Origin of the sequence: Sphingobium sp. B8D3A (genome assembly GCF_025961995.1) — a bacterium.
Taxonomy (GTDB): domain Bacteria; phylum Pseudomonadota; class Alphaproteobacteria; order Sphingomonadales; family Sphingomonadaceae; genus Sphingobium.
Window position 1 is genome coordinate 75,814 of record NZ_JAOQOS010000001.1, and the last position, 26,710, is coordinate 102,523.

A 26,710-nucleotide genomic window follows, 5' to 3' on the forward strand; every position below is an offset into this window, starting at 1 on the left:
AGGGGCGGACGCGGTCGCGATGATCTGAAAAGCTGGATGCCCCGCGAGGATTCGAACCTCGATTGACGGAGTCAGAGTCCGTAGTCTTACCTTTAGACGACGGGGCAAGAGCGGGCGCAGATAGGGCGCGGACTGCCTGCGGTCAAGGCGATTTTCCACCCTCATCGTTCGGAGCATGGCAGCCACCTTGCGTCGCCCGCCACGCACGTCTAGCGTGGTGGCAAGTCCCGGCGGAAGTCCCGCCGGAAGAGAAGGTCAAGAAGTCATGGCGCATAAGGCGACGCCCGCGCCGCGCATGGGGCAGGAGCCCGGCACACTGGTGTCTGCCGGGGGCGCGAAACAGAAGGCGCGATCCTTCAATCGTCCGCTGCCGCGCGGCAATCTGGCTGCGCTCGACCTCGGCACCAACAATTGCCGCCTGCTCATTGCGCGGCCGGATGGCGACCGCTTCGTGATCGTCGACGCCTTTTCCCGCATCGTTCGCCTTGGCGAAGGCCTTTCCGCCACCGGGCGCTTGTCTGACGCCGCGATCGAGCGCACCCTGTCCGCCCTCTCCGTCTGCGCCGAGAAGCTGCGCCGCCGCCGCGTGGTCCTGGCGCGCTCTGTCGCGACCGAAGCCTGCCGGCAGGCAGAGAACGGGCGCGCCTTTGTCGACCGGGTGCAGCGCGAAACCGGGATCATGCTCGACATCATCTCCCCCCGCGAGGAGGCGCGGCTTGCGGTCCTCGGCTGCAAGGCGCTGCTGGAGCGCGGCGAAGGCCCGGCGCTCATCTTCGACATCGGCGGGGGCTCGACCGAGCTGGTGCTGCTCGATGGCGATGGCGACCAGTTGCGCATCGTCGACTGGCACAGCGCGCCGCACGGCGTCGTGTCGCTGGCGGAAGCCGTGGCGGGCCATGGCGACACCGCCAGCGAGCGCGCTGCGGCCTATGCCGAAATGCTCCGGCGGATGCGCGAAGCTTTTGCCGCCTTTGCCGAGCGACTGCCCAAGACCGGGCCGGTGCGCCTGCTCGGCACGTCCGGCACTGTCACCACGCTCGCCAGCGTCCATCTGGGCCTGCCGCGCTATGATCGCAAGGCGATCGACGGGCTGACCGTGCCGGCCGATGCCATGCGGGAAATCGCCGGCCGCCTCTCCACCATGAGCATAGCGGAGCGCATCGCCCAGCCTTGCATCGGCGACGAGCGCGCCGATCTGGTGGTGGCGGGCTGCGCCATCTTGGAAAGCATTCTCGACATCTGGCCGGCAGACCGGCTGGGCGTCGCCGATCGCGGAATTCGCGAAGGGATTCTCCGTGCGCTGACGGACAGCGCCTCAAGCCGGGACCTGGGATAATGGCCAGAGGTGACAAATCTGTCGGCACGCGCGTGCGCACGGCACGCGGGCGCACGGCCCAATCGACGCGCTGGCTGCAACGCCAGCTGAACGACCCCTATGTGAAGCGGGCCAAGGCGGAGGGCTATCGCAGCCGCGCCGCCTACAAGCTGCTGGAGCTGGACGAGAAGTTCTGCCTGCTCAAGGATGTCCGTCATGTCGTCGATCTGGGCGCAGCGCCGGGCGGCTGGACGCAGGTGGTACGGAAGGCGCTGCCCAAAGCGAAGGTCGTGGGCATCGACCTTCTGCCCATCGAGCCGCTGCCCGATGTGACCCTGCTCCAGATGGACTTCATGGCAGACGAAGCCCCCGACCAGTTAATCGCGGAACTGGGCGCCGCGCCGGATCTGGTCCTGTCGGACATGGCAGCCAATACGGTCGGCCACCAGCAGACGGACCATCTGCGCACCATGGGCCTGGTCGAAGCGGCTGCCGATTTCGCGATGCAGACCCTGCGGCCCGGCGGCGCCTTCGTTGCGAAGGTCTTTGCCGGCGGAACGGATGATGGCCTGCTGCGCCAGCTCAAGGCGGCCTTTCGCACCGTCAAGCACGCCAAGCCGCCATCCAGCCGCAAAGGGTCGGTGGAGTGGTTCGTCGTCGCGCAGGGGTTCAAGGGCCGGCAGGCGCCATAAAGGCGGTTGTGCGGTTGACCCGGACCGCACAAGGGGACTAGCGCCATTTGGCCGGCCACTGCGCGGGCAAGCAGCGTCGCTCACCCGCATGGACATGCGACCAGACGCCGCGTCGGGCGTTGTGCCGGAACAGGATAGAGGAGGCGGCATGAGGTCAGGCGGCAATGGCATGTTTCGCTCCCTCTCCAACCGCAACTTCCGGCTGTGGGTCAGCACCAATCTCTTTTCCAACATCGGCACCTGGATGCAGGGCACGGCCCAGACATGGTTGGTGCTGACCGAACTGACCGATCATAGCGCCGGCGCGGTCGGCATTCTCACCGCGCTGCAGTTCCTGCCGCAAGTGCTGCTTGTGGCGGTGACCGGATCGGTCGCGGATCATGTCGACAGGCGCAAGCTGCTCATCACGATCCAGTGCTTCCAGACCCTGTTGGCGCTCAGCCTTGGCGCCCTGATCATTTCCGGGCTGGCGGAGCTCTGGCACGTCTACATCTTCGGCTTTGCGCTCGGTTGCTGCATGGCATTCGAGGCGCCCGCGCGGCACAGCTTCGTCTCCGACCTGGTGGGGGACGAGATCATCGGCAACGCGGTGGCCATGAACAGCACGGCCTTCCAGACCGCCCGCATGATCGGCCCGGCACTGGCGGGCCTGTGCATCGCGCTGGTCGGCACGGGCTGGGTGTTCGTGATCAATGGCCTGTCCTACCTGATCGTCACCACCGGCCTGCTCAACGTGCGGGTGACACGGCATGCCCATGCGGCGGCGCAGCCGCGCGGGGTGAGCCGGCTGCTCGACGGCTTTCGCTATGTGGCCGGGCGACCGGACATTCGCACCGTGTTCCTGATGCTGTTCTTCTTCGGCACGCTGGGCATGAACTTCGGCATTTTTATCAGCGTGATGGCGGCGACCGTCTATCAGCAGGGCGCCAGCGAATATGGCCTGCTGACCTCCATCATGGCGATCGGCTCGGTCACCGGCGCCTTGCTCACAGCCCGGCGCGACCGGCCCCGGATGCATCACGCGGTCATTGGCACCTTCCTGTTCGGCTGCTTCATGACTGCCGCCGCGCTCTCGCCGAGCTATATCCTGTTTGGACTGGTGCTGATCGGCGTGGGGCTGGCAGCACAGACTTCGCTCACCTCATCCAACGGCTTCGTCCAGTTGGCGACGGACCGGGCGATGCGCGGGCGGGTGATGGCCATCTATGTCGCGATCACATTGGGCGGCCTGCCGCTCGGTGCGCCGCTGATCGGCTGGGTCGCCGACACCTATGGCGCGCGGGCTGCGATGGGCGTGGGCGGCGCGGCCGGCTTTCTCTCCGCAGCGATTGGCCTCAGCTATCTGATCCGCGTGCGCAACCTGCGCTTCATCTGGGATGACGAAGGACCGCGCCTGCACATGAACCCGGACCCGCATCTGCGCGAACCCGGCCCGGCGGTGCTGCCGCCAGATCGGGCGCTTTAGGAGCGCCCACCCTCCCGCACGCGGCGGGAGGGTGGGCCTGGTCCTCGTCAGCCCCAGACCTCCTGGGCAACCTCGGCGACCAGCTCCATCTTCGCCTTCTGCTGGTCGAAGGCGATGTCATTGCCGTGGACGGTCGAGGCGAAGCCGCATTGCGGCGACAGGGCAAGCTGGTCGAGCGAGGCATATTTCGTCGCGTCGTCGATCCGGCGCTTCACCTCGTCCTTGGTCTCCAATTCACCTAGCTTGGTGGTGATCAGGCCGAGCACGACGATCTTGCCCTTGGGCAGGAAGCGCAGCGGCGCGAAGTCGCCCGACCGCGCATCGTCATATTCAAGGAGGAAGGAGTCGATATCGACCTCGTTGAACATGATCTCGGCGACCGGCTCATAGCCACCCTCGGCGGCCCAGCTGGAGCGGAAGTTGCCCCGGCACAGGTGCATCGCCGTGAACATGTCATCCGGCGCGGTGGCCAGCGCATCGTTGATCATCTTGGCATAATGGCGCGGCAGATCATCGGGATCGAGGCCGCGCTTGCGGGCATTTTCGCGCTGCTTGTCATCGCACAGATAGGCGAGATTGGTATCGTCGAGCTGCAGATAGCGGCAGCCGGCCTCGGCGAGATCGGCGACTTCCTCCTGATAGGCCGAGGCCACGTCCGCGAAGAAATCGGCCATGTCGGGATAGACCGCCTCGCTGATGCCTTCGCGCCCGGCGCGGAAATGCAGCATGGTCGGCGAGGGAATGGTCACCTTGGGCGTCTCGCTCACCACGCTGGCGAGATATTCATAATCCGCGCGCTGGATCGGCTTGGCGTGGGCGATCTTGCCGGTCACCACCATTTTGGGCGGCGCGAAATGCACGTCCTTGCCGATCGCATTCTGGAACTGCACTTCCATGCCGCCGTGCTCCTCGATGCCGTCGAGCTGCAGCAGGAAGTCGGTGTGGAAGAATTTGCGGCGGAACTCGCCGTCCGTCACCGCCTTGACGCCGACGCTCTCCTGGAACGCCACGACATCGGCAATGGCCTTGTCCTCGATCGCGCGCAGAGCGGCAGCGTCGATCTTGCCGGCGGCATGATCGTGTCGGGCCTCGATAAGCGCCTGCGGGCGCAGGAAGCTGCCGACATGGTCGGCGCGGAAAGGGGGTTTGGACGTCATGGCAGTCTCCAGCTCCAACCGGCGCAACACACGCCGCACGAATCCTCATATAAAGGATTCTTTATATATAGGAAGCTTTATGTGATAGACTGACGCGATGGGCCGACAAATGAAAAAGCCCGGCGCAAAGGCCGGGCTTTCATGGATGCTGTGAAGAAGGCAAAGCCGCTCAGGCGCGCGCCTTCGCAGGCGCTTCCGCGATCTCCTTGGGCCGCAGCACGATGTGGCCGACGGCGGTGTTGGAGGCCGGAACATGATAGAAACGATGCAACGCCTCCACCTCGGTGCCGAGCGCGGCGCGCATGATGAGCCACATGATGAGCTCAATGCCCTCAGTGCCCGCCTCGCGCAGATATTCCAGCCGCGTGATGGCACGCAGCTCATCGGTCTCGCCGACGAGCTTGTCCAGAAAGGCATTGTCGAACTCGGGATTGATCAGCCCGGCGCGCGGCCCCTGCAACTGATGGCTCATGCCGCCAGTGCCCCAGATCTGCACGTTGAGATCTTCGGGATAGGTCTCCACCGCATAGCGGATCGCCTCGCCCAGCGCCCAGCAGCGCGCGCCCGAGGGCGTGGGGAACTGCGTCACGTTCACCGCGAGCGGAATGACCTTGCACGGCCATTTGTCGACCTTGCCGAACATCAGGCTGAGCGGAACCGTGCAGCCATGGTCGACATCCATATTGTTCATCAGGGTCATGTCGAACTCGTCGATGACGAGTTGTTCGGCCATGTGCGCGGCCAGCTCGATATGTCCCTCGACAACCGGAACCTCGCGCTTGCCCCAGCCTTCGTCGGCCGGCTCGAATTCCTCGGCCATGCCGAGCGCGAAAGTCGGCACCACGTCCAGCATCATAGCAGACGCATGATCGTTGTAGCACAGGATGACCACGTCAGGCTTTTCCTCCTGCTCGAAGGTCTTCACCCACTCATAGCCATCGAAGATCGGCTTCCAGTAATCGTCCGTCGAGCGCCCGGTGTCGAAGGCCGCGCCGATGGCGGGAACGTGGCTGGTGGCAATGCCGGCGGTGATCCGCGCCATGTCAGTTGCCCTCCCGCTTGGAGCGCTGGCCAGTCGGCGAGCGACCGCCGGACCGCATCATCGCGGCATATTCGTCGGGCGTCATGTTGGTCATCGAGCTCACGGCACGCTGCGTGCTCCAGCCATCGGTATTGGAAAGCTTGACGAGGAAGTAGATGTTGCCGCCCAGATCGATGAGCTTGCTGAAATCGCGATCCTGCACGGCGCGCTTCTGCTCCTCACTCATCTTGAACTTGTCGAGATAGGCGCGCTCATGGTCCTTGAACTCGGCGCGATTGCCTGCATCCATCAACGACATGCAGAATTTGTGCAGGTGATAGGCCTCACGCGAGCGGCGGGCATTGAACACGGTCGTGCCGGGAATATCTTCCAGCTCGCTGAGCGGATAAAGGCGAGTGCGCATGGCGGACCTTTCGATCGGTCGAATGAAGAATATAATGGAAGGCCTGCACCTTTCCAATCGCAGAGGCCCTTGTCATTGTGCGCCTGCGAAATCAAGCGGGGTGATGGGCGTGGGTGTTGCGGAGGGCGATGTCGCAGTGCAGAATCCAGCGGGTGTCGCCCGGCGTGCATAAGGCAACGCAAGCCCCTCCTCTTCAGAGGAGGGGATGGGGTGGTGCAGCAACATCGGCGATACGGACAGCGCACGCGATGCTGCGCATCGCCACCACCCCCGACCCCTCCTCTAAAGAGGAGGGGAGGAGGACGCCCCCTAATCCCGCCCCGCCTAGCGCCCCGGCGTCGAGCCCGCTTGCGCATCTCTCGCGAGTCTGGCCACGTCAACGCGTTCGATCACAACTTCGAACAGCATATCACTGGTAGAACGGGCGGTTATGAACGCGATAGCCGTCTCCGCCGCCGCTGCACGCGTCATCGGTCTGGTCGAGAGATCGAGGATGAGGTCTAGCGAGGCGAGATGGCCTTCAGGGACAATCTGAAACCCATCAACCCCCAGCACTTTGCAATTGGCCCGCCCTGCCGCCGTGATCAGCGCTACTGCGTCTCGAGCTGACATTTTCTCCTGAGCGCGCGCCAGCAGGCCTGTGTCGGGGTCGCCTTCTGGAGCGGCACCCTTCATCTTCCGGACGAAGGCGGCCAGGCGCGATCGCAAGAGGGCGGCTTTGGCCTTTACTGCCACGCCCATGCTCTGTTGATTCCCTAATCCCGCTCCGGCTTGCGCGGCCGTGCGCCGCCGGTGGGCCGCTTGGCACCCGGGCGCGCGGCCGGCCCCGCCGATTTGCCCCCCTTGCCGCGTGGCTTTGGCGGCCCCTTGAAGCGCTCGGGCTTGTCCGGCGCGCTGCGGGAGCGGCGTTCGCCACGGCGGGCCTTGCGCATGTCCTTGGCGTGCGCGGTCGACGCACGCTTGTCGGCGGCCTTACGGTCGGAGGCGGTCGGCTGGATGTCGATCTCGAGCGGGAGATCGCCCTCATTCACGTCGAAGCCCAGGCTCGCCAGCGTTTCGGCGAAATGGAAGGGCGGCTCGGCCTTCACATCGAGCGGGGAACCATCGGGATGATCGATGCGAATGCGCCGGGCGTGCAGGTGCATCTTGCGGCTGATCGATCCGCTGAGGAACGCCTCCTTGCCGCCATATTTGCCGTCGCCCACGATCGGGTGGCCGATTTCGGCCATATGGACCCGCAACTGATGGGTGCGGCCGGTGTGCGGCTGCAGCTCCACCCAGGCGGCGCGGTTGCCGGCGCGCTCGATGACCCGGTAACGCGTGCGGGCGGGCAGGCCGTCCTTCTCATCGACATGCATCTTCTCGCCGCCGGTGCCCGGCTGCTTGGCCAGTGGCAGATCGATGAAGCCGTCCGAGACGGAGGGCACGCCCATCACGATAGCCCAATAGACCTTGCGCGCTGTGCGGGAGGAGAAGCTCTTGGCGAAATGTGCGGCGCTGCGCGAGGTGCGGGCGAGCAGCAGCGCACCGCTGGTGTCCTTGTCCAGCCGGTGGACGAGGCGCGGCCGGTCGTCGCGCTCGAACATCAAAGCATCGAGCAGTCCATCGACATGCTCGTACGTCTTGGTGCCGCCCTGCGTGGCAAGGCCCGGCGGTTTGTTGATGACGATGGCCTGCGCGTCGCGATGAATGACCAGACCCTCGGCAAAGTTGATCTGATCCTCGGTCAGGATGGGGCGCGGGCGTGGTGCCTTGCCCGCTTCCTTTGCCGCAGCGACATCGAGCGGGGGCACGCGCAAGGTCTGCCCCTCGGCAATGCGGTCGCCCGGCGTCGCGCGGGCCCCATCGACGCGCAATTGCCCGGTCCGCGCCCAGCGTGAGACAATGGCGAAGCTGGCTTCCGGCATGTGGCGCTTGAACCAGCGGTCGAGGCGGATGCCGTCATCCTCGGCACGCACGGTGAACTGGCGCACGCCAGCGAGATCGGTCTTGCTCATGCCGTGGCACTCCGCATGAGGGTGAGGCCCAGCGCAAGCGCGCCGATGGAGGCGGCGACGGAGAGCAGCACATAACCGAGCGCATTCAGCGCTTCGCCGCGCTCGATCATCAGCATCGTCTCCAGGCTGAAGGCGGAGAAGGTCGTGAATCCGCCGAGCAGGCCGACTGCCACGAGCAGCCGGAGTTGCTCGCCCTGCTGGCCCTGGTAGCGCGCGGCCAGCCAGCCGGCGACGAGGCCCATGGCCAGCCCGCCCAGCACATTGGCGGCGAGCGTGCCCCAGGGATAGCCCGGCCCCATGATGCGCAGGCTCGCGCGTCCCAACTGGTAGCGCAGGGCCGCGCCGATGGCGCCGCCGATCATCACGAGAACTGTATTGAGCATGGTGCACGCCCTAGCCGCTTTTGCGCAACAGGCAAATGGGCGTTCGCTGCGAGGCCGCGCCGGGGCTTGCTCAGTCAGGTTGTGCCAGCAATCCATCCCGCACCAGTGTCCGGTCGATCTCGGCAACGAGCCTTGCGTAGCGCGGGTCTTCGACACTGCCGTAGCGCGCGGCGAAGGCGGCATCGCGCAGCCCTTCGTCGTTCTGAAGCAGGGCAGGCGGCAGCAGGCGTTCCTGCGTCACGGCCGCCAGGCGTTGCGCCACGTCCTGCGACCGGTGCGGATCGCCAGCGGCCTGCGCGATCTGGAAGCCGGAGCGGTCCGCCGCCAGATCGACGAAGGAGAAGCCCGAGGCGGTGCCGGTCTGGAACGCCGACGCGGCAGACAGGCTGTCCGCCAGTTCCTTCCATTCGCCCATCGCGGATGAGAACTGCACACCGGTCTGCGCAGCCAGCGCGGCGGACAGCGCCCAATGCTTGGGGAGGTCGTCCCGGCCATGGAGCGTGATTGCTGTCGCGGGGGGCGGACAGCGGCGCGTGGCGCTCAGCTCCAGCCCGGCCAGTTGCCCGGCGCGCGGATCGACCACCAGCATCGCAAGCGCGACAAAGCCCGCCCGATTCGTTTCCGCCGTCGCGGCTTGGCCCGGGGGGAAAGCGCGGCGGACCTGTATGGCGAAGTCGCTCTGCGGATCGCGCGCTTGCAGCCCCACCAGCGCGCAATAGCGATCGAGCACCTGCGCGCCGTCGATCTCGTCACCGCCGGTAAACTGATCGAGCAGGCCGGTCTTGGGCGGCAACTGCACCGCCGCCATCACCGCGCCATTGCGGATGGAGAAGCGCTGCACGACCGTGTCGAGCGGCGGGATCACGGCGCCGCGCAGACGCAGCAGCTGACGCAACCCCTCCAGCAGCAGCCGAGTCGGATATGCCGGCAACGAGACCGCGCCGATGCGCGCCTCTACTTCGGGAAATCCGTTACTCGGGCCGCTTACGACTAGACCGACATTCAGCCAGCGCCCGAGCGGCAGGGCATGGCTCGCGGCGACATGAAGCCGCTCATCGTGGAGGTAGAGGTTGAGCCGGTCAGGGCGGAAGCCATGAGTTGCGAGCGCACTCAAGCCATCGAGATGGGTGGGCGCGAGCGTGAGCATGCTGACACCGCCCGGCCGTTGCCTGCTGGCCTGCAACTGCTCGATCGCGGCCCGACCGGCACCGACCTGCAGAGGGGTTGGCGTGGCGCGGGCGTCGGCAAGGGGCGCCCCGCTGGTGAACAGCACCGCACCAATGAGTACAGGCAGGACGAACAAGACGAACAGGATCGCCAGAACACGCCAGATTCGCGCCCCCGTGCTGAGGCCTGCCAATCCCATCCACGAGCCAGAGGCACGCTTGCGCTGCATCGCGTCCCCTATCCGTTACGACTGCCCCCTCGCCTAGGCGACGAGCGCAATCCGCAGCCTCGTCAGCCAGCCACCGTCATCAGGCGCTTTTCACCGGCGATCCGCAACATGGCGCGCTGCAGTTTCTCGAACGCACGAACTTCGATCTGGCGCACGCGCTCGCGGCTGACGCCATAGACCTGGCTCAGCTCCTCGAGCGTCTTGGGCTCCTCCGCGAGGCGCCGCTCCTGCAGGATATGCCGTTCGCGGTCATTGAGGTCATCCATCGCATCGAGCAGCATGTCGTGCCGCACGTCGCTTTCCTGCGCGTCGGCAATCCGCTCGTCCTGCAACGGCCCTTCGTCCGCCAGCCAGTCCTGCCACTGCCCTTCGCCGTCATCGTTCATCGAGACGTTGAGGGATGTGTCGCCGCCCATGGCCATGCGGCGGTTCATGGAAATGACGTCATCTTCCGAGACGCCGAGATCGGTCGCGATCTTGGTCACATCCTCGGGGCGCAGATCGCCATCCTCGAAGGCTTCGATCTGGTTCTTCATGCGCCGCAGGTTGAAGAACAGCTTCTTCTGCGCGGCCGTGGTGCCGATCTTCACGAGGCTCCACGAGCGCAGGATGAATTCCTGGATCGACGCGCGAATCCACCACATCGCATAGGTGGCGAGGCGGAAGCCCCGGTCCGGCTCGAATTTCTTCACGCCCTGCATCAGGCCGATATTGCCCTCTGAGATCAGCTCGGAGACGGGCAGACCATAGCCGCGATAGCCCATGGCGATCTTCGCCACGAGTCGCAGATGGCTCGTCACCAGCCGCGCCGCCGCTTCCGGATCGCCATGCTCCTGATAGCGCTTGGCGAGCATATACTCCTCCTCGGGCTTGAGGAGCGGGAACTTGCGAATCTCCGACAGATAGCGGTTCAGGCTCGCATCGCCGCCAAGCGCAGGGATCGTTGCAGGGAGATTACTGCCGTTACTCACGAAACTTCATCCTTCTGGAGCGCGCAAACAAGAAGGGGCATCGCGCTCATCCTTATACGCAAAGATGGCTGAACAGTTGCTGCATGTCATCCGTAATCGGGCTTTCAAAGCTGAGAGGCTGGCTTGTGACCGGGTGGATGAAGCCCAGCCGGGCCGCATGAAGCGCCTGACGATGAAAGCCAAGTTCGGCGAGCAGCGCCTTGTGGATGCCGCCGCGGGCATAGACAGGATCGCCCAGCAGCGGGTGGCCGAGATGGGCCATGTGCACGCGCACCTGATGGGTCCGCCCCGTCTCCAGCCGGCATTCGATCAGCGCCGCCCGGTCCAGTCGCTCGAGCGTGCGATAATGGGTGATGGCGTGCTTGCCGCGCCCTTCGCGCTGCACCGCCATCTTCTTGCGATCCCCGTCCGAGCGGCCGATCCACTGATCGACTTTGCCCGAAGGCGGCGCAGGCCGCCCCTGCACGATGGCGAGATAGCGCCGGTCGATGCTGTGATCCTTGAACTGGCGGGCCAGTCCCTCATGCGCCTGATCGGTCTTGGCGACGACCAGGAGCCCCGAAGTATCCTTGTCGATGCGGTGGACGATGCCGGGTCGCGCGACCCCGCCAATGCCGGAAAGCTGCCCGGCGCAATGGTGGAGCAAGGCATTGACCAGCGTGCCATCCGGGTTGCCGGCGGCGGGATGCACGACCATGCCCGCCGGCTTGTCCACCACGATCAGATGTGCATCCTCATGAGCGATCACCAGATCGATCGCCTGCGGCTGCGCCTCGGCGGGCGTCGCCTCCGGGATCTCCACGGCAAAGGCCATGTCGGCCTTCACCTTATAGGCCGGATCAGCCGCCGGGCGCCCGTCCGGCCCGGTCACCTGCCCTGCCAGGATCAACGCCTTCACGCGCTCGCGCGACAGGGCTGGCAGCACGCTCGCAAGCGCGCGGTCCAGTCTCATGCCGTGCTCGGCCTGCGTGATCAGCGCCGTAATGCTGGTAACCCCCGTTTCCACGGCCTAATATCTGGGGATGGCCGTGCACATATCAAGACCGCTGCGCGATGCGATCCGCGCGCAGGCGAAGGCCGCCGCCTCGCGGGAATGCTGCGGCCTGCTGCTGGGCCAACGCCTGGCTGGCGCGGACGGCGGGACGACCGACATCGCCATCGCCGAACTTCGCGCCGCCGCCAATGTGGCGGAGCAGCCCGAGCACCGCTTCGAGGTCGATCCGGCCGTGCTCATCGCGGCGCATCGCGAGGCGCGCCAGGGCGGGCCGGCCATTGTCGGCCATTATCATTCGCATCCCCATGGCGAGGCCGTCCCCTCGGCGATCGATGCGGCCATGGCGGGGGCGGCGGGCGAGATCTGGCTGCTCGTCGACGCGCGCGGCGACCTTCTGGCCTGGCAAGTTGTTGCGTCAGGCCGCATCCATGGCGTTTTCGATCCCGTCGAACTGGTCGGTTCGCCGCATGGGCGGCTTGCACCCGCGCGCCCGCAGCGCCATGAGGGCACGGCCATCGCCTGAAGAGAGGATATCCCCGTCTTGGTCAAATCCACCGCGTCCGACTCCATCGATTTCGCCAGCCTGCTCTGCTCTCGCCTGTGCCATGATCTGCTCAGCCCTGTCGGCGCGCTGAACAACGGCATCGAGCTGCTTGCCGATGAGACCGACCCGCGGATGCGCGAGCAATGCCTCACGCTGCTGGCGGACAGCGCCCGGACGACGGCGGGCAAGCTCAAATTCTTCCGCTTGGCCTTCGGAGCCGGGGGCGGATATGGCGAGGCCATTCCCGTGCATGAGATCCGTTCTGCCGTGGAAGGCATGTTTCCGCCCGGCGGCAAGATCTCGCTCGACTGGATGATCGCCGGAGACAGCCTCTCCAAGCCGGCCGCCAAGCTGCTGCTCAATCTGGTGCTGTTGACCGGCGAAGCCCTGCCGCGCGGCGGCGTGATCGCCATCGGCGCAGAGCAGCAGGGCGGATCGACCGAGATCGCCGTACGCGGCGAAGGCACGCGCATCACCTTCGACCCAGCCATACGCGCCGGGCTGGAAGGGCATGGCGATCTGACCACCCGCACGGCCGCGGCGGTGATGATCCGCACGGTGGCGACCGAAGCCGGCGGCGAACTGATGATCTCCGGCGCCGACGAGCCCCACCTGCTGTTCGGCGCGCGCCTGCCGACCTGATCCCACCGGTGTGAGAGCCCGGCCGGCAGGTCTTAACCGGGCTTTCACGACTTGGCCCCAAAGGTGTCGCCGCGTTAACCACAGGCGGCGGCATGGACGAGATCATCGGGGAGTTCATTGCGGAAACTCTTGAAACGCTGGAGGTCCTCTCCGGCGAAGTCGTCGCGTGGGAAGCGGACCCGACCGACAAGTCTCGCCTCGACGCGTTTTTCCGGTTTTTTCACACCGTCAAGGGAAGCTGCGGCTTCCTGAACCTCCCCCGTTTCGAGCGGCTGGCGCATGGCGCCGAGGACGTGCTGGCAGCGATCAGGCGCGGCGAACGGCTGGCCGATCCCGCCACCGTCACGGCCGTGCTGGCGGTTATGGACCGAATCGGCGCGCTGGCGCGGGGTCTGGGCGGCGAGCCCGTCCCGGATGAAGCCGATGATGACGGGCTGCTGGATGCCCTGTCACTCCGGTCTGGCGGCTTTGAGCTCTTTCACCGGATCGCGCCTGCCGCAGCGATGCCGGCCCCGCCCCGCGAACCGCCCGCACCGCGCGCCGACTCAGTAGAAGCACCCGCTCCCCCAACGCCCAGCCCGGAGCGACCGACCGCCCCACCGCGGGACAAAGCGCCGCGCACGATTCGACTACCGCTGGCGCTCATCGATCAGCTGATGAACGGCATCTCCGACATGGTGCTCGCCCGCAACGATCTGGCGCGCCGGATGCGCGACCATGGCGTCGCGCCGGATGTGGAGAGCAGCTTCGAGCGGATGTCGACCAATGTCGCGGACCTGCGCGACATGATCAGCAAGACGCGCATGCAGCGGGTCGACCGCCTGTATGCGGCCATCCCGCGCATGGTGCGCGACCTCAGCCGCGAGCTGGGCAAGAAGGTCACCGTGACTCTCGACGGCGGCGATGTCGAGATGGACCGCGAAATGATCGAGATGGTCGCCGACCCGCTCACCCACATCGTCCGCAATGCGCTCGATCACGGCCTTGAGCTGCCGGCAGATCGCATCGCCGCCCGCAAGCCGGACGTCGGGCGCCTGAACATCGTCGCCCGTCAATCGGGCAACCAAATCGTCATCGAGGTGGCCGACGACGGGCGCGGCATGGACCGGGCGGCCCTGGTCGATCGGGCGGTCGCGGCCGGGCTTGTCACCGCTGCCGAGGCGGCCGGGATGAGCGACGCCGAAAAGCTGAACCTGATCTTCCTGCCCGGCCTCAGCACGGCGCGGGAGGTGACCTCCATCTCCGGGCGTGGAGTCGGCATGGATGTCGTGCGGGCCAATATCGAGCAGATCGGCGGCGTGATCGACATCACGACCGCGCCCGGCGACGGCACCGTGATCACCATGCGCGTACCGCTGACACTGACCATCATTCCCGGCCTGATCGTGCGGTGCGGCGGCCAGACCTTCGCCATGCCGCGTGGCAATGTCGTGGAACTCATTCACGAAAACAGCGCCATGGTCTCGGTCGAGGAGGTCGCCGGCGGACGCATCGCGACCATTCGCGGCGAGCGTCATCCGGTTGTGGCGCTTGAGGACGTGCTGGGCCTTGCCCGTCAGGCAGAAGCGAACGGGCCGCGGACCTTGATGGTCATTCGCTCCTCGGCCGGCCAAAATTATGTGCTGGGTGTCGAAACCGTCGACAGCAATGAGGAACTGGTCATTCGCCCGGCCTCACCGGTGATCGCATCCGCCGGGGCATTTGCGGGCATGACGCTCCCCGACAACGGCCAGCCAATGTTGCTGCTCGACGCTACCGGGCTGTTCCAGATCGCGCAATTGCCCGTGGTCGATGCCGACAAGGCGCGCCGGGATCATCACAACCAGGAACCGACCGAGGCCATCGATACCTTGCAGGTGCTCTTCTATCGCGACCGGGATGGCGTGGAACGGCTGATGCCGCTGCCCATCGTCGAGCGCGTCGAGGAACTGGACTGTGCGCAGATCGGCCGCTCGGAGGGGCGCGCATTCGCGCGAATCGAGGAGCGCCTGCTGCCGGCGCTCAACGTCCGCCCGGATGAGACCGGTGTGCTCAAGGCCATGCGCCTGCATGATGGGCGCGATCTGCTCATCTTCCTCATCGAAGAGGTGCTGGACATCCTCGAAATCCCCGCCCGGCTGGACGTGCCGATCGGCCGGGGACGGATCGCCGGCCTGGTGCTGGTTGGCGAGCAGCAACTGGAACTGGTCGATCCGTTCACGCTGTTCGAGGAGGTCGCGGCCCGCCCGGCCTCTGACGCCGCCGCGCAGGCCGTGCGCTGCATGATCGCCGATGTCGAGGACCCGTGGATGCGCAACATCTTGGCGCCGCTGCTCGTTCAGGCCGGCTATGACGTCGTTCTGGGCGCCGCAGGCGACGCGCCGCCCGATGTCGTACTATGTGGCAGCGGCCACGCCCCAGCGCCCATGGGCGTTCCGGTGCTTGCCCTGCGGGAACAGCCGCAACTGCCCGCCGACCCCGACGCGCCGCCCTCCATCTACCGCTATGACCGCGCCGGGCTGATGGCGGCGATCTCCAGCTTCGCACGGAAGGCCGCATGACCGACTCGCTGTTCCTGTTCGCGTCCATCGCGGGCGCCCCGATTACCGTGCGTGCCTGTGCCATCGAAGCCGTGGTGCGGCTGGGGGACATCGTACCCGTGCCATTGGCGCCTGTGCATGTGCGCGGGCTGGCGGCGCTGCGCAGCCGGGTGCTCACCGTGATCGATCTGCAATCGCGCATCTTTGGCACGGCGGCGGATGCACAGACCGCACCGCTGGCGATCGTCGCAGACATTGCCGGGCACAGCTATGGTTTCCTCATCGATGCCGTGACCGATATCTGCCAGGCGCAGGGCGGCGTTCAGCCGTTGCGTGGCCGCGTCGATCCTGCGTGGCGACCGTTCGTTTCCGGCCTCGTCGATTATGATGGCCGCAGCCATCTTCTGCTCACGCTCGCCGATTTCACCAACGCCCCGTCTGGCGCGCTGGCTGCCTGAGATATTTAACGAATTTACCAAAATGACACGCTCTGCCCGTAGGTTACGTAGCCAAGCAAGTATCAGGGGTCGCGACTCATGCCGAACTGCCTCATTGTCGATGACTCCAAGGTGATCCGAAAGGTGGCACGCCACATTCTGGAATCCCTCGATCTCGACGTTCACGAAGCGCAGGACGGACGTGAAGCGCTCGACATGTGCGAAGGGCAGGTGCCGGACGTGGTGCTGCTCGACTGGAACATGCCGGTGATGAGCGGCCTGGAGTTCCTCAAGGAACTCTCCCGCCGCAATTTCGCCCAGCCGCCCAAGGTGATCTTCTGCACCACCGAGAATGGCGTGGACCATATCCGCGCCGCCGTCGATGCCGGTGCCGACGAATATGTCATGAAGCCCTTCGATCGCGACACGCTGGAGAGCAAGCTCCAGATCGTCGGGGTTCTCTAAGAGCTCGGGAGCGCCGGGAATGGCGTGCGCTGCCCTCCTGTCCGATGCCAGCTCCGGAACCGATGGTTCGCGCATCGATGTGCTGATCGTCGATGATTCGCTGGTCGTCCGCCGCGTGCTGGGCCGGGTGCTCGGCGAAGATCCGCGCTTCCGCGTCGTTGGCACGGTCGCCAGCGGAAAGCAGGCTCTGACTTTCGTGGCCAGAAGGTCGGTGGACCTGGTGCTGCTCGATATCGACATGCCCGAGCTGGACGGCTTGCAGGTGCTTCCTCATCTGCTTGGCTCCGATCAGCGCCGGCAGGTGGTGCTGCTCAGCGGTTCATGCAGCGAGGGCAGCGAGGTCGCCTTGCAGGCGTTGGCTTTGGGTGCCGGTGATGTCGTCGCCAAGCCCAGCGCCGGCCATTTCAGCCCGCAATTCGTGGAGCATCTGCTCGATCGCCTGGCCCATCTGGCGCCGGCGGCAGAACGAAGCCGCACGCCGGAACGATTCGATGAGGCGAGCGCACGCCTGCGGCCACCAGGCACGCTCGTGCGCGCCGTGGCCATCGGCGGATCGACCGGCGGGATCAGCGCGATTCTCTCCGTCATCAAGGGCCTTGAGGACAACCCGGCCTTTCCCATCTTCATTACCCAGCATCTGCCTGCCAGCTTCCAGCCGCTGCTGGCAGTACAGCTCCGCCGCGCCACACATCTGCCCGTGGTTCTGGCGGAACAGGCCATGCCAGTGCAGCCGGGTACCATCCATCTGGCACCCGGCGCTGCCCATCTTTCGCTCGGCAAAGGAGCGCGCGGGCAAATACTGGTGCGATTGAGCACCCAGCGCTGCCTGCATGAGAGCTTCCCGGCGGTTGACCCCATGTTTACCGCCCTGGCGCGCCATTATGGACGCGGCGCCTGCGGCGTCATCCTCTCCGGCATGGGGCGCGACGGACTGGCCGGCGCGCAAGCCATCGTCGGCGCGGACGGCTGGGTGATCGCGCAGGACCACCAGTCGAGCGCGGTATGGGGCATGCCCGGGTCGGTCGTGAAGGGAGGTCTCGCCAGCGCCATTCTGCCCCCCGCTCAGATCGCCGACCTGATCCTGCAGCAATGGCAGGCAGGCGCATGACCATGCAGCCAGTTTCCAACGCCGCCTGTCGCCTCGCCGAATTGCTCCACCGGGAGACCGGGCAGACGCTCTCGGAAGCACGGCGATGGCGTATCGAAACGTCGCTGCGACCGCTGCTCCGCGCACACGGGCTGCGTACGCTGGACGAGCTCGTGAACGCGATCGAACGGGCGCCTCACGGCCCCCTGCAGGCCGAAGTGATTGACGCCCTGCTCAATCACGAAAGCTCGTTCTTCCGGGACGTCAGTGTCTTTCACGCGATCGAAAACAGCGTCCTGCCCGCACTCGCCCGGACGCGCGCCGATCGGCGACTGCGCATCTGGTGCGGCGGGTGCTCGACCGGGCAGGAAGCCTATTCGCTGGCCATGATCGTCCACCGCTCGGCCGCGCTGGCCGATTGCACGGTCAGCATCCACGCCACGGACGTATCGGCCCTCGCGATCGCCAAGGCAAAGCGCGGTCGCTTTTCGCAGATGGACATGCAGCGCGGCCTGCCGATCAGCGAATTGCTGCGCTGGTTCCATCCTGTCGATAACGAATGGCAGATTGCCGGCGAGCTTCAGCAGATGATCGTGTTCCAGCAGGACAATCTCCTTGACCCCGCTCATGGCGCGGGCCCATTTGATCTCATCCTGTGCCGCAACGTGCTCTTTTACTTTTCCGAAGAGAGGCAGCGCCGGGCGTGGAAAACGCTGTCGAGTCGGGTTCGGCCCGGCGGCTATCTCGCCCTTGGGGCCGGCGAAATGGCCTGTGCCGAGTCCGGCTTCTCGGCCTGCCGTGGCCTCAGCTGCCTGTATCAGGCCCGTGAGGCTCGGCCCGAAAGACTGCGCCTGGCTCTGCCTGCAGGCGGCGCTTCCTCCGCACCCGCCATTGAGCTAGGACAGGGCTGACCGCACCGCCCGGCAACATGCCGGCATGCGCAAGGAAGTGGCCCAGTTCTGCATGATCGAGACGCCGTCACCCAATTTTGACGACCGAACGCTCCCGGTTTCCATCCTCGTCCTGCACTATACGGGGATGCCGGACGCCCAGAGCGCGATCAACTGGATGGCCAATCCGGATAGCAAGGTCTCCGCCCATTATGTCGTCACGGAGGAGGGCAAGGTGGTCCGCATGGTCGACGAGACCAAGCGCGCCTGGCACGCCGGACGAGCCTGGTGGCGCGGCATCACCGACGTCAATTCCGCGAGCATCGGCATCGAGATCGTCAATCCTGGCCATGAATGGGGCTATCGGCCCTTCCCGCAGGCGCAGATCGATGCGCTGATCCCGCTCGTCCACGACATCATGCAGCGCCACCGCATCACGCGCGGCAATGTCGTCGGCCACAGCGATGTGGCGCCCGCACGCAAGCAGGACCCCGGCGAGTTGTTCCCCTGGAGCAAGCTCTCCCGGCTGCGCCTCGCCCTGCCGCGCCCGACCCGCAATCTCATGGACCCACTCTGGAGCGACGGCGCCTTCATGCTCGCGCTCGAGCGCTTCGGCTATGATATTGCCGAACCGGAAGCCGCCGTGACGGCTTTCCAGCGCCGTTTCCGGCCGGAATTGATCGACGGCGTCATCGACGGCGAATGCCGCGCCATCCTGCTCGCGCTGCTGCTGCCCAGGCCCCGCGGCGACGACTGAGCGCGATCGGACAAGACGGACCGGAATATTTTCAACGCCCGCACCCTGAAATCCATTTCGGGCGTTTGGCGGGGATGATGACAGCGAGGGTGGTCGCGCAGCGCCGCGACGGGCTTGGGGGGAGAACGCGATGACCGGGCCGCAGTGGCTATCTATCGCCACGCTTGCCGGCATGATGGTGCTCTTCCTCTGGGGGCGCTTTCGCTATGACGTCACGGCCGTCATCGTTCTGCTCTTCGCGGTCCTGATCGGCATTGTCGATCCGGCCGACGCCTTCTCCGGCTTCTCGGACGATATCGTCATCATCGTCGGCTCGGCGCTGGTGCTTTCGGCCGCCGTGCAGCGCTCCGGCGCGATCGAGGTGGGCCTCAAATTTGTCGCGGGCCGCGTGCGCCACGTCCGCTCGCAACTGCTGCTGCTTACCGCCACGGTCGGCACGGCCTCGGCGCTGGTCAAGAATGTCGGCGCGCTTGCCATGCTGATGCCCGCCGCCTTCCAGATGGCCAAGCGCAACAACGCCAGCCCGTCGGTCTTCCTCATGCCCATGGCCTTCGCCTCGCTGCTCGGCGGGCTGATGACGCTGGTCGGCACCTCGCCGAACATCATTGTCAGCCGCGTGCGCACGGAGATGACTGGCGAGCCCTTCGGCATGTTCGATTATTTCCCGACCGGCTTCGGCCTGTTCATCGTCGGCCTGCTGTTTCTGCGCTTCGGCTACCGGCTGCTCCCGCGCGATCGGCGCGGCGCCGCAACCATGGGCGATGCCATGGACATCTCCGGCTATGTCACCGAAGCGATGGTGCGCGAGGACACGCCGCCGGACGGCGAGACCATCGCCGCCTTCCTCAAGCGCCACGATCATGAGGTGCAGATCACCAGCCGCCTGCGCGGCCGACGTCCGCTCTCGACGCAGGGCAATGCGCGGTTGCAGGAAGGCGACGTGCTGATTCTCTACGGCGAGCCGGATGCGCTGGAGCGGGTCATCGCCCGCGACGCGCTGGAGCTGGACGGGGAGACGCGCGATCTCCCCGAAGGCAGCGAGGGGGACGAGATCGGCGTCGCCGAGGCGGTCGTCACGGCCGAATCCTCGCTCGTCGGGCAGAGCGCGGAGCGGCTGCTCCTCCAGCAGCGTTATGGCGTCAATCTCATCGCCGTCTCGCGCGCTGGGCAGATGCTCGGGCGCAAGCTGGGCGAGATCAATCTGCGCGCGGGCGATGTCATCGTGCTGCAGGGGCCCCTCGGCCTGCTGCCGGCGCGGCTGCGCGATCTCGGCGCGCTGCCGCTGGCGGAGCGGGGCGTCAAGCTGGGCAAGTCACATCGCGGCTGGCTGCCGCTGCTGATCCTCGCCGTCGCCATGACGGCCACGGCGAGCGGTTATGTGCCGGTGGCCATCGCCTTCTTCGCCGCCGCCGCGCTCACCGTCATCAGCGGCGCGCTGCCGGTGCGGGAAGCCTATGATGCGGTCGAGTGGCCCATCCTCATCATGCTCGCCGCGCTCATCCCGGTCAGCGACAGCATCCGGAGCACCGGCGCGTCTGATGTCATCGCCACCAATCTCGCTCATGTCGCCGCCGCCCTGCCCCCCTGGGGCGCCGTCGCGCTCATTCTGGTCGCGGCCATGGCCGTGACGCCGTTCCTCAACAATGCCGCGACGGTGCTGGTGATGGCCCCCATCGCCGGCGTCTTCGCGCACGACCTCGGCTACCGGCCGGAAGCCTTCCTCATCGCCACCGCCGTGGGCGCGGGCTGCGATTTCCTCACGCCCATCGGCCATCAGTGCAACACGCTGGTCCTTGGCCCCGGCGGCTACCGCTTCAGCGACTACGCCCGCCTAGGCGCGCCCCTTTCGCTACTGGTGGTGCTCATCGGTACCCCGCTCATCATCTGGACCTGGCCACTGCAATAAGGTCAGTTGAGGCGAGCGCTCGCCACCAGAGCCTCGAAATCCGGCGCGTTCCGGCTGAAATAGTTCAGCCGCGGAGCATCATAGGTCATCATGTACAGCTTACCGGCGATGATCGCCGCCCGCGCTTCCCCCTGTCGCGTCAGCCCGTCCTTGTCGGTGAACGCGTACCGGAAGCGCACACCCTCCGCTCCGACGAATGCCGAGGGCTCCGTTGAGATGAGTTCAAAGGCGGCGAGATCTTTCGCAGTCCGGTACGTCCTTTCCAGCAGCTCGGGAATCTCGATCAGCAGCGTTTCGCTGGTGAACTTGGGCAGAGGCTCCCGCTTCTTGCTGCGCTCCTTGATCAGGGGCTGGCCCGCAGGCACGGCGGTGTAGAAGGTGACGTCGTTCAGCTGGGCGCCGTCCACCGTCCAGCTTTCCGCAAACTGGCCCGGCCGCCGGCCGAGTTGATTCCAGTCGCGGGAGGGCGTCACCGTCAACGAGGAGGTGGCTACTTGCGCAGCGACCCCGCTGGGGCGCAGCTTGTGCGCCAGAGCCGGCGTGGCTGTCATCAGCGCGAGCGCTGCGGCGCCAGCGAGCGGAAGCTTGAAAAGCGTGCGTTTCATTGGTCGGTCGTTTCTTTCGGAAGCATCATTTTAATCATGGTTGCGTCGGACGCATCAGGCTTCAACCGCAGGTAGCTGCGCAGCCCCTCCCACGCCTCGGCGCGCGCGCCTGTCTTCAGCTTGGACAAGCCCAGCCCTCGGTAGGCCTCGGCGAAATCCAGGTCGGCCTTGATGGCGTTTGCGTAAAAGTCGGCCGCCTGGATCAGATCGCGCGGGTGCCCGCGGCTGCGATACAGCTCCCCTCTGGAGAACCAGAGTTGCGCGGTCCAACCGTCCTGCGCCAGCGCCTGGATCAGGTAATCGCTGCCGCCGAAATCGTTCAGCTTGATCTGGTCCTCGAGAAACCGGGGCGTCCAGGTCGCCAGTGCGGCCCGATATCGCGCCACCCCATCGTCTCGCCCGGCGCCCTCTGGTGCTGCCAGCTCGGCCAGATAGGATGCGCGCTCTCCCTCCGGCGGATGCGAGGCCGTGAAGGCGATTTTCTTGAAATTGGGCTTGCTGAGCCCCTTCGCGCTGGCGGAGGCGGTCATCTCGCCCATCAGGTTTTCCCACACCTGGGCTGCAGCCTGCGGGCGGTAGTCACTGCGGTTAAGATAGGCGAGTCCGAGCAGGTCTGCCTCCCGCTCCTGATCTCGTCCGAACCGGTACAAGGTGCCGTAGACCTGCAACTGCATGTCGCGATAGGTCTGCATGCCCCCGTAAGGTGCGGCCATGCTCGCGAGCACGGCGGTCCACGCGAGCAGGTCGGTGCCGGACCGCTGCGAGCGAAATTGCTGCAGCGAATGCCGGCTCTCGAAATGGCCGAACTCGTGGCCGAGTATCGCCGCCAGTTCCGCTTCGTTGCGCATCCGCAGCAGCAACCCGCTGTAGACGCGCATCGTGCCGTTCGGGGCCATGCTGGCGTTGAAGCTCGGCTCGCGGATCACATAAATCCGCGTGGCCTTGCACCGGTCTTCGCCAACCGTGCTGCACAAAACTCTGGTGATGTAGCCGGTCAGGGCCTCGTCGCGGATCACGAGCGGCGATGTCGCCAGCACGCGTTCCTCTTCGTCCATTTCCCGCCACATGCCGATTTCATCGACACCCTGCGGCTGGTAGGCACCCGCATAAGGCGGCGGAAGCGGCGGCACGGCGTGCGCGCCAGCTGCAAGCAGTCCCGCCAGCGTCGCCGCGACGGTGCAGGCGAGGCGCCGCATTACTTCGCAGCCTTGCCGATGCTGCTGCCCGGGAAATCCTCCAACAGCTGGGCGACGCGCTTTTCCGAGCCATCCGGCTCACGCACATCGCCGCCCATCTGGCCGTCCGCGTTCAGCCAGAGCAGATCGCCGGTCTTGAGATCGACAAGCCCAGCGAACCCCATATGCTCGCCGGACGTAACCGAGACGCCGCCCATCAAGGCCATGATCTGCAGCACCTTGCGCCCGGTCGAGCCGTAAGCATCGCGATTGTAAATGAAGAGACCGTAGTCGGCATCCTGCGCACCGGGCAGGCGCGCAACCCCGTCGCCAAGGGACCATTCGAAGACTTGCTCTTTATTGTCCCGCTTCTTGGTCGGCAGCCGGTTGCCGACGAAGAACTGATACTCGATCACCGCCTGCGAAACGGCCGAGAACAGGGACATATACTCCTGCAGATTCTGGTCCTGTTCGCCATAGGCTTCGGGCGCCACGACGACCTGATTGCCCAGCCTGCTCTGATACTGCGTCAGCGCCGCCTCGATATTTGCCTTGGCCTTCTCGGTCCATTCGGCATTGGGCTCGAACATCCCGCCAGTGGACTGCGCGCCCACGCGGACCGCCGGACGAAACAGCAGGATTTTCTTCTGACTGTTTGGCGGCAGCGAGAAGCCCTGCTTCACGGCCGAACGCTCCTGCGCAAAGCCCGCGCTACAAATGGATGCGGAAAGACCCGCCGCAAAGGCGAGCCACATAGTGAATAGTCTCAAGCAATCCCCCCATTCGCTTTGCAGCGACCTGGTGGAAGATAACAACGCGAAGTTGACTTTTGCAAGTCGTCTTTCGGGGGAGCTAGTTACTATCTTGCACCATCTGCGTGACACCGCCCGTGACTCTCCGCCCGCCTGCGCCTATAGCCCCGTTCGCCAGGCGGTCGGGCGGCCGCGGCGGGCGCTTGCGTCCGGCGAGGAAAGTCCGGGCTCCACGAAACAACGGTGCCGGATAACGTCCGGCGGCTCTCCTTGCGGGAGTTAGGGACAGTGCAACAGAGAGCAGGTCACGTTCGCCTTCGGGCTTGGGCTTCGGCCGCGTGAACAGTGAAAGGGTGCGGTAAGAGCGCACCGCGTCCCCGGCAACGGCGGACGGCACGGTAAACCCCACCGGGAGCAAGACCGAATAGGGGCGGCGCGCAGGTCTTCAGGCCTGCTAGGCTTGTTTCGGCCGAGATCGCCCGGGTTGGTTGCTTGAGGCCCTGCGAGAGCATGGCCCTAGAGGAATGGTCGCCCATCCGCATGCGCGTCCCTTTACGGGATACGGCGGCGGTGGACAGAACCCGGCTTACAGACCGCCTGGCATTTTGCTGATCGCCTGCAGGGCAATGGCGCCGCCGTCGCAATGCCCGCATTTTCACCGCGCTACGGTGGATTTCACCACGAACCCGCACTAAGTGAGATCGGATGGCCAGAAGCGGACGGAACAATGACTGGGGCTTTCCCCGCTGGCGCAGCTATGGCTCCGCGCGGGAAGCGCAGGCCGTTCGGCTGTGCGACCGGCATGGCTGCGACCAGCCCGGCAACTGCCCCGCGCCCAAATCCCCCAACAGCCCGGACCGCTGGTATTTCTGCCAGGCTCATGCCGCTGAATATAACAAGGGCTGGGATTATTTCGCGGGGCTGGACGAGGAAGAGCGCCACGAGCGCATGCACAATGAGCAGCGCGATGCCTCCGGCTATCGGACCAGCGCTCACAATCAATGGGCCGGCCCCGGCGATGGCACTCGCTCGCGCGACGAGATGCGCGCGCTCGATGTGCTGGGGCTGGAGAGCGATGCCGATTTCGAGGCGGTGAAGCGGAGCTGGCGCGCACTTGCCAAGGAATGCCACCCGGATGTGCGCCCCGGCGATGCCGACGCCGCCACGCGCTTTCAGGCCATCCAGGCCGCCTATGACGTGCTGCGCGTGGCCGAGGAGCGCAAGAGCTGGAAGCCCGCGCCATGAGCGCCCGTCAGGTCCGCAGTCGCTGGTCCAACGCGGTGCTGGTCTGTCGCAAATGCGAAAAGAAGATCAAGGGTGGCGGTTTCGGGCCGGAGGGGAACAAGACCCTTGGCAAGGCTCTGCGCAAGCATCTGCAGCTCGGCAAGGGTCGCAAGGCCGGTGCCGGCATTCTCGAGGTCGGCTGCCTCGACATCTGCCCCAAGCGCGCGGTGACCGTGGTCGACACCAGCAAGCCGGACCGATGGCTGATCATCCACCCCGGCGCCAATCTGGATGTTCTCGCGCACGATCTGGGGCTGCGCAACAAATCCTGAGATGATCGATGCGGCCCGGCTGACCGGTGCCGTCAGTCGATGGGCGGCACGGGCTGCGGCGGCGCGTCGGGATCGGCCTCAGGCACTTCGACGGTGCCGCGCCCGACATGGCTGCGCGAGCGGCTATAGGCGAAATAGACGACGAGACCGACTACAGCCCAGGCCACGAACATCAGCTTCGTCTCGATACCGAGTTTGAAGAAGAGGTAGATGCAGCCGAGGATCGCGACCGGCGCGGTGATGGCGATGGCCGGTGTACGGAACGGCCGCTTGCGCGTCGGGTCCGTCCGCCTCAGCACGAGCACGGCGATGGAGACGGCGGCAAAGGCAAACAGCGTGCCGGAATTGGAAATGTCGGCGAGAATGCCGACCGGGAAGAAGGCCGCGAACAGGGCCACGAAAACGCCGGTGATGATCGTGATGACATGCGGCGTGTGGAACTTGGGGTGGACCTTGGAGAACACCGCCGGCAGCAGCCCGTCCCGGCTCATGACGAAGAAGATGCGCGTCTGGCCGAACATCATCATGAGGATGACCGACGGCAGGGCAAGACCAGCAGCCAAACCGATGAGGTTGCCGATCTGCGGCCAGCCGATCTCCCGCATCGTCCAGGCCAACGCTTCTTTCGAGCAGACCACTGCCTGATCGCCGATGGCCGCGCACTGATCGGCCAGCGCCTTGCTGCCCGGCGCCAGCGCTTCCCCGGCCGGGCCCATCAAAGGCTGCGAGCCCACCGTGCCGACAACCCCGGCAGCAACCAACAGGTAGAAAATCGTGCAGATGGTGAGCGAGCCAATGAGGCCGATCGGCATGTTGCGCTGGGGATTCTTGGTTTCCTCCGCCGCGGTGGAGACCGCATCGAAGCCCACATAGGCAAAGAAGATCGACGCCGCCGCCGCGCCTATGCCGCCGAAACCCAAGGGTGCAAAAGGCGAGAACTGCTCCATGTTCATCACTGGCAGCGCCAGCACGATGAACAGAGTGAGCGCCGCGACCTTGATCACCACGAGCACGGCATTGACCATCGCGCTCTCACGCGTGCCGATGACGAGCAGCCATGTGACCAGCAGGGCGATGCCCATGGCAGGCAAATTGACCAGACCGCCATCGAACGGCCCGCGCACCAGCATGTTGGGAATGTCGATGCCCAGCGCATGCTCGAGCAGGCCGACGACATAGCCGGACCAGCCGACCGAGACGGCCCCCGCCGCCACGGCATATTCGAGGATCAAGGCCCAACCGACCATCCAGGCGATCAGCTCGCCCATCACCGCATAGCTATAGGTATAGGCCGATCCCGAAACCGGGACCATCGAGGCCATTTCCGAATAACAGAGCGCCGCCACGGCGCAGACGAAGCCGGCGATGACGAAGGAGAGCATCATGCCCGGCCCCGCCTTCTGCGCCGCTTCCGCCGTCAGCACGAAAATGCCGGTGCCGATCACGGCGCCCACACCCAGCATGGTCAGCTGGAAGGCCCCGAGCGATCGGTGCAGTGATTTCTTTTCGGCAGTGGCGAGAATGGCGTCGAGTGGCTTGATGCGGCCAAAGATCATGCGC

27 protein-coding genes, 1 tRNA gene and 1 other RNA gene are annotated in these 26,710 nt (G+C 65.8%); 15 read left to right on the forward strand and 14 right to left on the reverse strand.

The genetic code is table 11. The features are described 5' to 3' along the window. Nucleotides 1–33 precede the first annotated feature (33 nt). A tRNA-Gln gene (locus tag M2342_RS00420) sits at nt 34–107 on the reverse strand. Nucleotides 108–265: 158 nt separating this feature from the next. On the opposite strand from M2342_RS00420, the gene M2342_RS00425 reads away from it, so the two are divergent. The 3 genes from M2342_RS00425 to M2342_RS00435 all read left to right on the forward strand — a co-directional run bounded on the left by M2342_RS00425 (nt 266) and on the right by M2342_RS00435 (nt 3,472). Beyond that, nucleotides 266–1,336 carry a Ppx/GppA phosphatase family protein gene (locus M2342_RS00425; RefSeq protein ID WP_264577635.1) on the forward strand — a complete coding sequence of 357 codons (1,071 nt, stop codon included), beginning with the start codon at nt 266–268 and terminating at the stop codon, nt 1,334–1,336. After that, complete coding sequence (locus tag M2342_RS00430; protein ID WP_264577636.1) at nt 1,336–2,007, forward strand: RlmE family RNA methyltransferase; 672 nt, start codon at nt 1,336–1,338, stop codon at nt 2,005–2,007. The genes M2342_RS00425 and M2342_RS00430 overlap by 1 nt, the downstream gene beginning before the upstream one ends. A 169-nt stretch (nt 2,008–2,176) precedes the next feature. Next, nucleotides 2,177–3,472 (forward strand): MFS transporter, encoded by a 1,296-nt coding sequence (locus M2342_RS00435; RefSeq protein WP_264577637.1) that lies wholly within the window; start codon nt 2,177–2,179, stop codon nt 3,470–3,472. 47 nt (nt 3,473–3,519) lie between these two features. Here the strand turns inward: M2342_RS00435 and M2342_RS00440 are convergent, their stop codons facing one another. The 9 genes from M2342_RS00440 to M2342_RS00480 all read right to left on the reverse strand — a co-directional run bounded on the left by M2342_RS00440 (nt 3,520) and on the right by M2342_RS00480 (nt 11,773). Continuing rightward, nucleotides 3,520–4,629: a 5-methyltetrahydropteroyltriglutamate--homocysteine S-methyltransferase gene (locus tag M2342_RS00440; RefSeq protein ID WP_264577638.1), complete on the reverse strand. Its 1,110-nt coding sequence runs from the start codon at nt 4,627–4,629 to the stop codon at nt 3,520–3,522. Nucleotides 4,630–4,798: 169 nt separating this feature from the next. Beyond that, nucleotides 4,799–5,671, reverse strand: coding sequence for a class III extradiol dioxygenase subunit beta (locus M2342_RS00445; RefSeq protein ID WP_181561201.1), 873 nt, complete (start codon nt 5,669–5,671; stop codon nt 4,799–4,801). A gap of 1 nt (nt 5,672) precedes the next feature. After that, a complete protein-coding gene (gene ligA / locus M2342_RS00450) occupies nt 5,673–6,074 on the reverse strand; it encodes a protocatechuate 4,5-dioxygenase subunit alpha (protein ID WP_264571743.1) in 402 nt (133 codons plus the stop codon). 324 nt (nt 6,075–6,398) lie between these two features. Further along, nucleotides 6,399–6,815: a hypothetical protein gene (locus M2342_RS00455; protein WP_264577639.1), complete on the reverse strand. Its 417-nt coding sequence runs from the start codon at nt 6,813–6,815 to the stop codon at nt 6,399–6,401. Nucleotides 6,816–6,829: 14 nt separating this feature from the next. After that, nucleotides 6,830–8,071 carry an RluA family pseudouridine synthase gene (locus tag M2342_RS00460; protein ID WP_264577640.1) on the reverse strand — a complete coding sequence of 414 codons (1,242 nt, stop codon included), beginning with the start codon at nt 8,069–8,071 and terminating at the stop codon, nt 6,830–6,832. Beyond that, nucleotides 8,068–8,454: a fluoride efflux transporter CrcB gene (gene crcB, locus M2342_RS00465; RefSeq protein WP_264577641.1), complete on the reverse strand. Its 387-nt coding sequence runs from the start codon at nt 8,452–8,454 to the stop codon at nt 8,068–8,070. Before crcB ends, M2342_RS00460 begins: the two co-directional genes overlap by 4 nt. Nucleotides 8,455–8,524: 70 nt before the next feature. Beyond that, complete coding sequence (locus M2342_RS00470) at nt 8,525–9,850, reverse strand: hypothetical protein (RefSeq protein WP_264577642.1); 1,326 nt, start codon at nt 9,848–9,850, stop codon at nt 8,525–8,527. A 62-nt stretch (nt 9,851–9,912) separates the two neighbouring features. Beyond that, on the reverse strand, nt 9,913–10,821 hold the full coding sequence (rpoH, locus tag M2342_RS00475) for an RNA polymerase sigma factor RpoH (protein ID WP_181561196.1): 909 nt from the start codon (nt 10,819–10,821) through the stop codon (nt 9,913–9,915). A gap of 52 nt (nt 10,822–10,873) precedes the next feature. Continuing rightward, on the reverse strand, nt 10,874–11,773 hold the full coding sequence (locus M2342_RS00480; protein WP_413715152.1) for an RluA family pseudouridine synthase: 900 nt from the start codon (nt 11,771–11,773) through the stop codon (nt 10,874–10,876). A 70-nt stretch (nt 11,774–11,843) separates the two neighbouring features. Here M2342_RS00480 and M2342_RS00485 point away from each other — a divergent pair, with 70 nt between their 5' ends. The 9 genes from M2342_RS00485 (at nt 11,844) to M2342_RS00525 (ending at nt 21,062) form a co-directional block, all read left to right on the forward strand. Next, on the forward strand, nt 11,844–12,338 hold the full coding sequence (locus M2342_RS00485) for a M67 family metallopeptidase (protein ID WP_264577644.1): 495 nt from the start codon (nt 11,844–11,846) through the stop codon (nt 12,336–12,338). Nucleotides 12,339–12,347: 9 nt separating this feature from the next. Next, nucleotides 12,348–13,001, forward strand: coding sequence for a histidine phosphotransferase family protein (locus M2342_RS00490; RefSeq protein WP_264579944.1), 654 nt, complete (start codon nt 12,348–12,350; stop codon nt 12,999–13,001). A gap of 92 nt (nt 13,002–13,093) precedes the next feature. Further along, the gene (locus M2342_RS00495) at nt 13,094–15,541 is read left to right on the forward strand and encodes a chemotaxis protein CheA (RefSeq protein ID WP_264577645.1); all 2,448 of its coding nucleotides are present in this window, start codon (nt 13,094–13,096) and stop codon (nt 15,539–15,541) included. Further along, the gene (locus M2342_RS00500) at nt 15,538–15,978 is read left to right on the forward strand and encodes a chemotaxis protein CheW (protein ID WP_264577646.1); all 441 of its coding nucleotides are present in this window, start codon (nt 15,538–15,540) and stop codon (nt 15,976–15,978) included. Before M2342_RS00495 ends, M2342_RS00500 begins: the two co-directional genes overlap by 4 nt. A gap of 78 nt (nt 15,979–16,056) precedes the next feature. Then, on the forward strand, nt 16,057–16,422 hold the full coding sequence (locus M2342_RS00505) for a response regulator (RefSeq protein ID WP_264577124.1): 366 nt from the start codon (nt 16,057–16,059) through the stop codon (nt 16,420–16,422). Between the two features lie 19 nt (nt 16,423–16,441). Next, nucleotides 16,442–17,530 (forward strand): chemotaxis protein CheB, encoded by a 1,089-nt coding sequence (locus M2342_RS00510; protein WP_264577647.1) that lies wholly within the window; start codon nt 16,442–16,444, stop codon nt 17,528–17,530. After that, nucleotides 17,527–18,420, forward strand: a complete 894-nt coding sequence (locus M2342_RS00515; RefSeq protein WP_264577648.1) for a CheR family methyltransferase — start codon at nt 17,527–17,529, stop codon at nt 18,418–18,420. Before M2342_RS00510 ends, M2342_RS00515 begins: the two co-directional genes overlap by 4 nt. Before the next feature lie 25 nt (nt 18,421–18,445). After that, a complete protein-coding gene (locus M2342_RS00520) occupies nt 18,446–19,156 on the forward strand; it encodes an N-acetylmuramoyl-L-alanine amidase (RefSeq protein WP_264577649.1) in 711 nt (236 codons plus the stop codon). 130 nt (nt 19,157–19,286) lie between these two features. Next, nucleotides 19,287–21,062 (forward strand): SLC13 family permease, encoded by a 1,776-nt coding sequence (locus tag M2342_RS00525; RefSeq protein ID WP_264577650.1) that lies wholly within the window; start codon nt 19,287–19,289, stop codon nt 21,060–21,062. 2 nt (nt 21,063–21,064) lie between these two features. Here the strand turns inward: M2342_RS00525 and M2342_RS00530 are convergent, their stop codons facing one another. Genes M2342_RS00530 through M2342_RS00540 form a run of 3 tightly spaced genes read right to left on the reverse strand, consistent with a single transcriptional unit; the run spans nt 21,065 to nt 23,597 of the window. Further along, complete coding sequence (locus M2342_RS00530) at nt 21,065–21,667, reverse strand: hypothetical protein (protein WP_264577651.1); 603 nt, start codon at nt 21,665–21,667, stop codon at nt 21,065–21,067. Beyond that, nucleotides 21,664–22,863 carry a M48 family metallopeptidase gene (locus tag M2342_RS00535; protein WP_264577652.1) on the reverse strand — a complete coding sequence of 400 codons (1,200 nt, stop codon included), beginning with the start codon at nt 22,861–22,863 and terminating at the stop codon, nt 21,664–21,666. Before M2342_RS00535 ends, M2342_RS00530 begins: the two co-directional genes overlap by 4 nt. Next, the gene (locus M2342_RS00540; protein ID WP_264579945.1) at nt 22,863–23,597 is read right to left on the reverse strand and encodes a hypothetical protein; all 735 of its coding nucleotides are present in this window, start codon (nt 23,595–23,597) and stop codon (nt 22,863–22,865) included. The genes M2342_RS00535 and M2342_RS00540 overlap by 1 nt, the downstream gene beginning before the upstream one ends. A 171-nt stretch (nt 23,598–23,768) precedes the next feature. Between M2342_RS00540 and rnpB the strand changes: the two genes are divergently transcribed. The 3 genes from rnpB to M2342_RS00555 all read left to right on the forward strand — a co-directional run bounded on the left by rnpB (nt 23,769) and on the right by M2342_RS00555 (nt 25,150). Further along, nucleotides 23,769–24,199: RNase P RNA component class A (rnpB, locus tag M2342_RS00545), an RNA gene on the forward strand. 100 nt (nt 24,200–24,299) lie between these two features. Then, entirely contained in the window at nt 24,300–24,839 is a 540-nt protein-coding gene (locus M2342_RS00550) for a J domain-containing protein (protein WP_264577653.1), read from the forward strand. Beyond that, nucleotides 24,836–25,150 carry a (2Fe-2S) ferredoxin domain-containing protein gene (locus M2342_RS00555; RefSeq protein WP_181561185.1) on the forward strand — a complete coding sequence of 105 codons (315 nt, stop codon included), beginning with the start codon at nt 24,836–24,838 and terminating at the stop codon, nt 25,148–25,150. Before M2342_RS00550 ends, M2342_RS00555 begins: the two co-directional genes overlap by 4 nt. A gap of 32 nt (nt 25,151–25,182) precedes the next feature. On the opposite strand, the gene M2342_RS00560 is transcribed toward M2342_RS00555, so the two are convergent. Then, a complete protein-coding gene (locus tag M2342_RS00560; protein ID WP_264573905.1) occupies nt 25,183–26,706 on the reverse strand; it encodes an amino acid permease in 1,524 nt (507 codons plus the stop codon). Nucleotides 26,707–26,710 lie beyond the last annotated feature (4 nt).

What these genes read in the sequence shown, in the direction of transcription:
- M2342_RS00425 (WP_264577635.1), top strand. Translation starts at nt 266, where the DNA reads ATGGCGCATAAGGCGACGCCCGCGCCGCGCATGGGGCAGGAGCCCGGC.
- M2342_RS00430 (WP_264577636.1), top strand. Translation starts at nt 1,336, where the DNA reads ATGGCCAGAGGTGACAAATCTGTCGGCACGCGCGTGCGCACGGCACGC.
- M2342_RS00435 (WP_264577637.1), top strand. Translation starts at nt 2,177, where the DNA reads ATGTTTCGCTCCCTCTCCAACCGCAACTTCCGGCTGTGGGTCAGCACC.
- M2342_RS00440 (WP_264577638.1), bottom strand. Translation starts at nt 4,629, where the DNA reads ATGACGTCCAAACCCCCTTTCCGCGCCGACCATGTCGGCAGCTTCCTG.
- M2342_RS00445 (WP_181561201.1), bottom strand. Translation starts at nt 5,671, where the DNA reads ATGGCGCGGATCACCGCCGGCATTGCCACCAGCCACGTTCCCGCCATC.
- ligA (WP_264571743.1), bottom strand. Translation starts at nt 6,074, where the DNA reads ATGCGCACTCGCCTTTATCCGCTCAGCGAGCTGGAAGATATTCCCGGC.
- M2342_RS00455 (WP_264577639.1), bottom strand. Translation starts at nt 6,815, where the DNA reads ATGGGCGTGGCAGTAAAGGCCAAAGCCGCCCTCTTGCGATCGCGCCTG.
- M2342_RS00460 (WP_264577640.1), bottom strand. Translation starts at nt 8,071, where the DNA reads ATGAGCAAGACCGATCTCGCTGGCGTGCGCCAGTTCACCGTGCGTGCC.
- crcB (WP_264577641.1), bottom strand. Translation starts at nt 8,454, where the DNA reads ATGCTCAATACAGTTCTCGTGATGATCGGCGGCGCCATCGGCGCGGCC.
- M2342_RS00470 (WP_264577642.1), bottom strand. Translation starts at nt 9,850, where the DNA reads ATGCAGCGCAAGCGTGCCTCTGGCTCGTGGATGGGATTGGCAGGCCTC.
- M2342_RS00480 (WP_413715152.1), bottom strand. Translation starts at nt 11,773, where the DNA reads ATGAGACTGGACCGCGCGCTTGCGAGCGTGCTGCCAGCCCTGTCGCGC.
- M2342_RS00485 (WP_264577644.1), top strand. Translation starts at nt 11,844, where the DNA reads ATGGCCGTGCACATATCAAGACCGCTGCGCGATGCGATCCGCGCGCAG.
- M2342_RS00495 (WP_264577645.1), top strand. Translation starts at nt 13,094, where the DNA reads ATGGACGAGATCATCGGGGAGTTCATTGCGGAAACTCTTGAAACGCTG.
- M2342_RS00500 (WP_264577646.1), top strand. Translation starts at nt 15,538, where the DNA reads ATGACCGACTCGCTGTTCCTGTTCGCGTCCATCGCGGGCGCCCCGATT.
- M2342_RS00505 (WP_264577124.1), top strand. Translation starts at nt 16,057, where the DNA reads ATGCCGAACTGCCTCATTGTCGATGACTCCAAGGTGATCCGAAAGGTG.
- M2342_RS00510 (WP_264577647.1), top strand. Translation starts at nt 16,442, where the DNA reads ATGGCGTGCGCTGCCCTCCTGTCCGATGCCAGCTCCGGAACCGATGGT.
- M2342_RS00515 (WP_264577648.1), top strand. Translation starts at nt 17,527, where the DNA reads ATGACCATGCAGCCAGTTTCCAACGCCGCCTGTCGCCTCGCCGAATTG.
- M2342_RS00520 (WP_264577649.1), top strand. Translation starts at nt 18,446, where the DNA reads ATGCGCAAGGAAGTGGCCCAGTTCTGCATGATCGAGACGCCGTCACCC.
- M2342_RS00525 (WP_264577650.1), top strand. Translation starts at nt 19,287, where the DNA reads ATGACCGGGCCGCAGTGGCTATCTATCGCCACGCTTGCCGGCATGATG.
- M2342_RS00530 (WP_264577651.1), bottom strand. Translation starts at nt 21,667, where the DNA reads ATGAAACGCACGCTTTTCAAGCTTCCGCTCGCTGGCGCCGCAGCGCTC.
- M2342_RS00535 (WP_264577652.1), bottom strand. Translation starts at nt 22,863, where the DNA reads ATGCGGCGCCTCGCCTGCACCGTCGCGGCGACGCTGGCGGGACTGCTT.
- M2342_RS00540 (WP_264579945.1), bottom strand. Translation starts at nt 23,597, where the DNA reads ATGTGGCTCGCCTTTGCGGCGGGTCTTTCCGCATCCATTTGTAGCGCG.
- M2342_RS00550 (WP_264577653.1), top strand. Translation starts at nt 24,300, where the DNA reads ATGGCCAGAAGCGGACGGAACAATGACTGGGGCTTTCCCCGCTGGCGC.
- M2342_RS00555 (WP_181561185.1), top strand. Translation starts at nt 24,836, where the DNA reads ATGAGCGCCCGTCAGGTCCGCAGTCGCTGGTCCAACGCGGTGCTGGTC.
- M2342_RS00560 (WP_264573905.1), bottom strand. Translation starts at nt 26,706, where the DNA reads ATGATCTTTGGCCGCATCAAGCCACTCGACGCCATTCTCGCCACTGCC.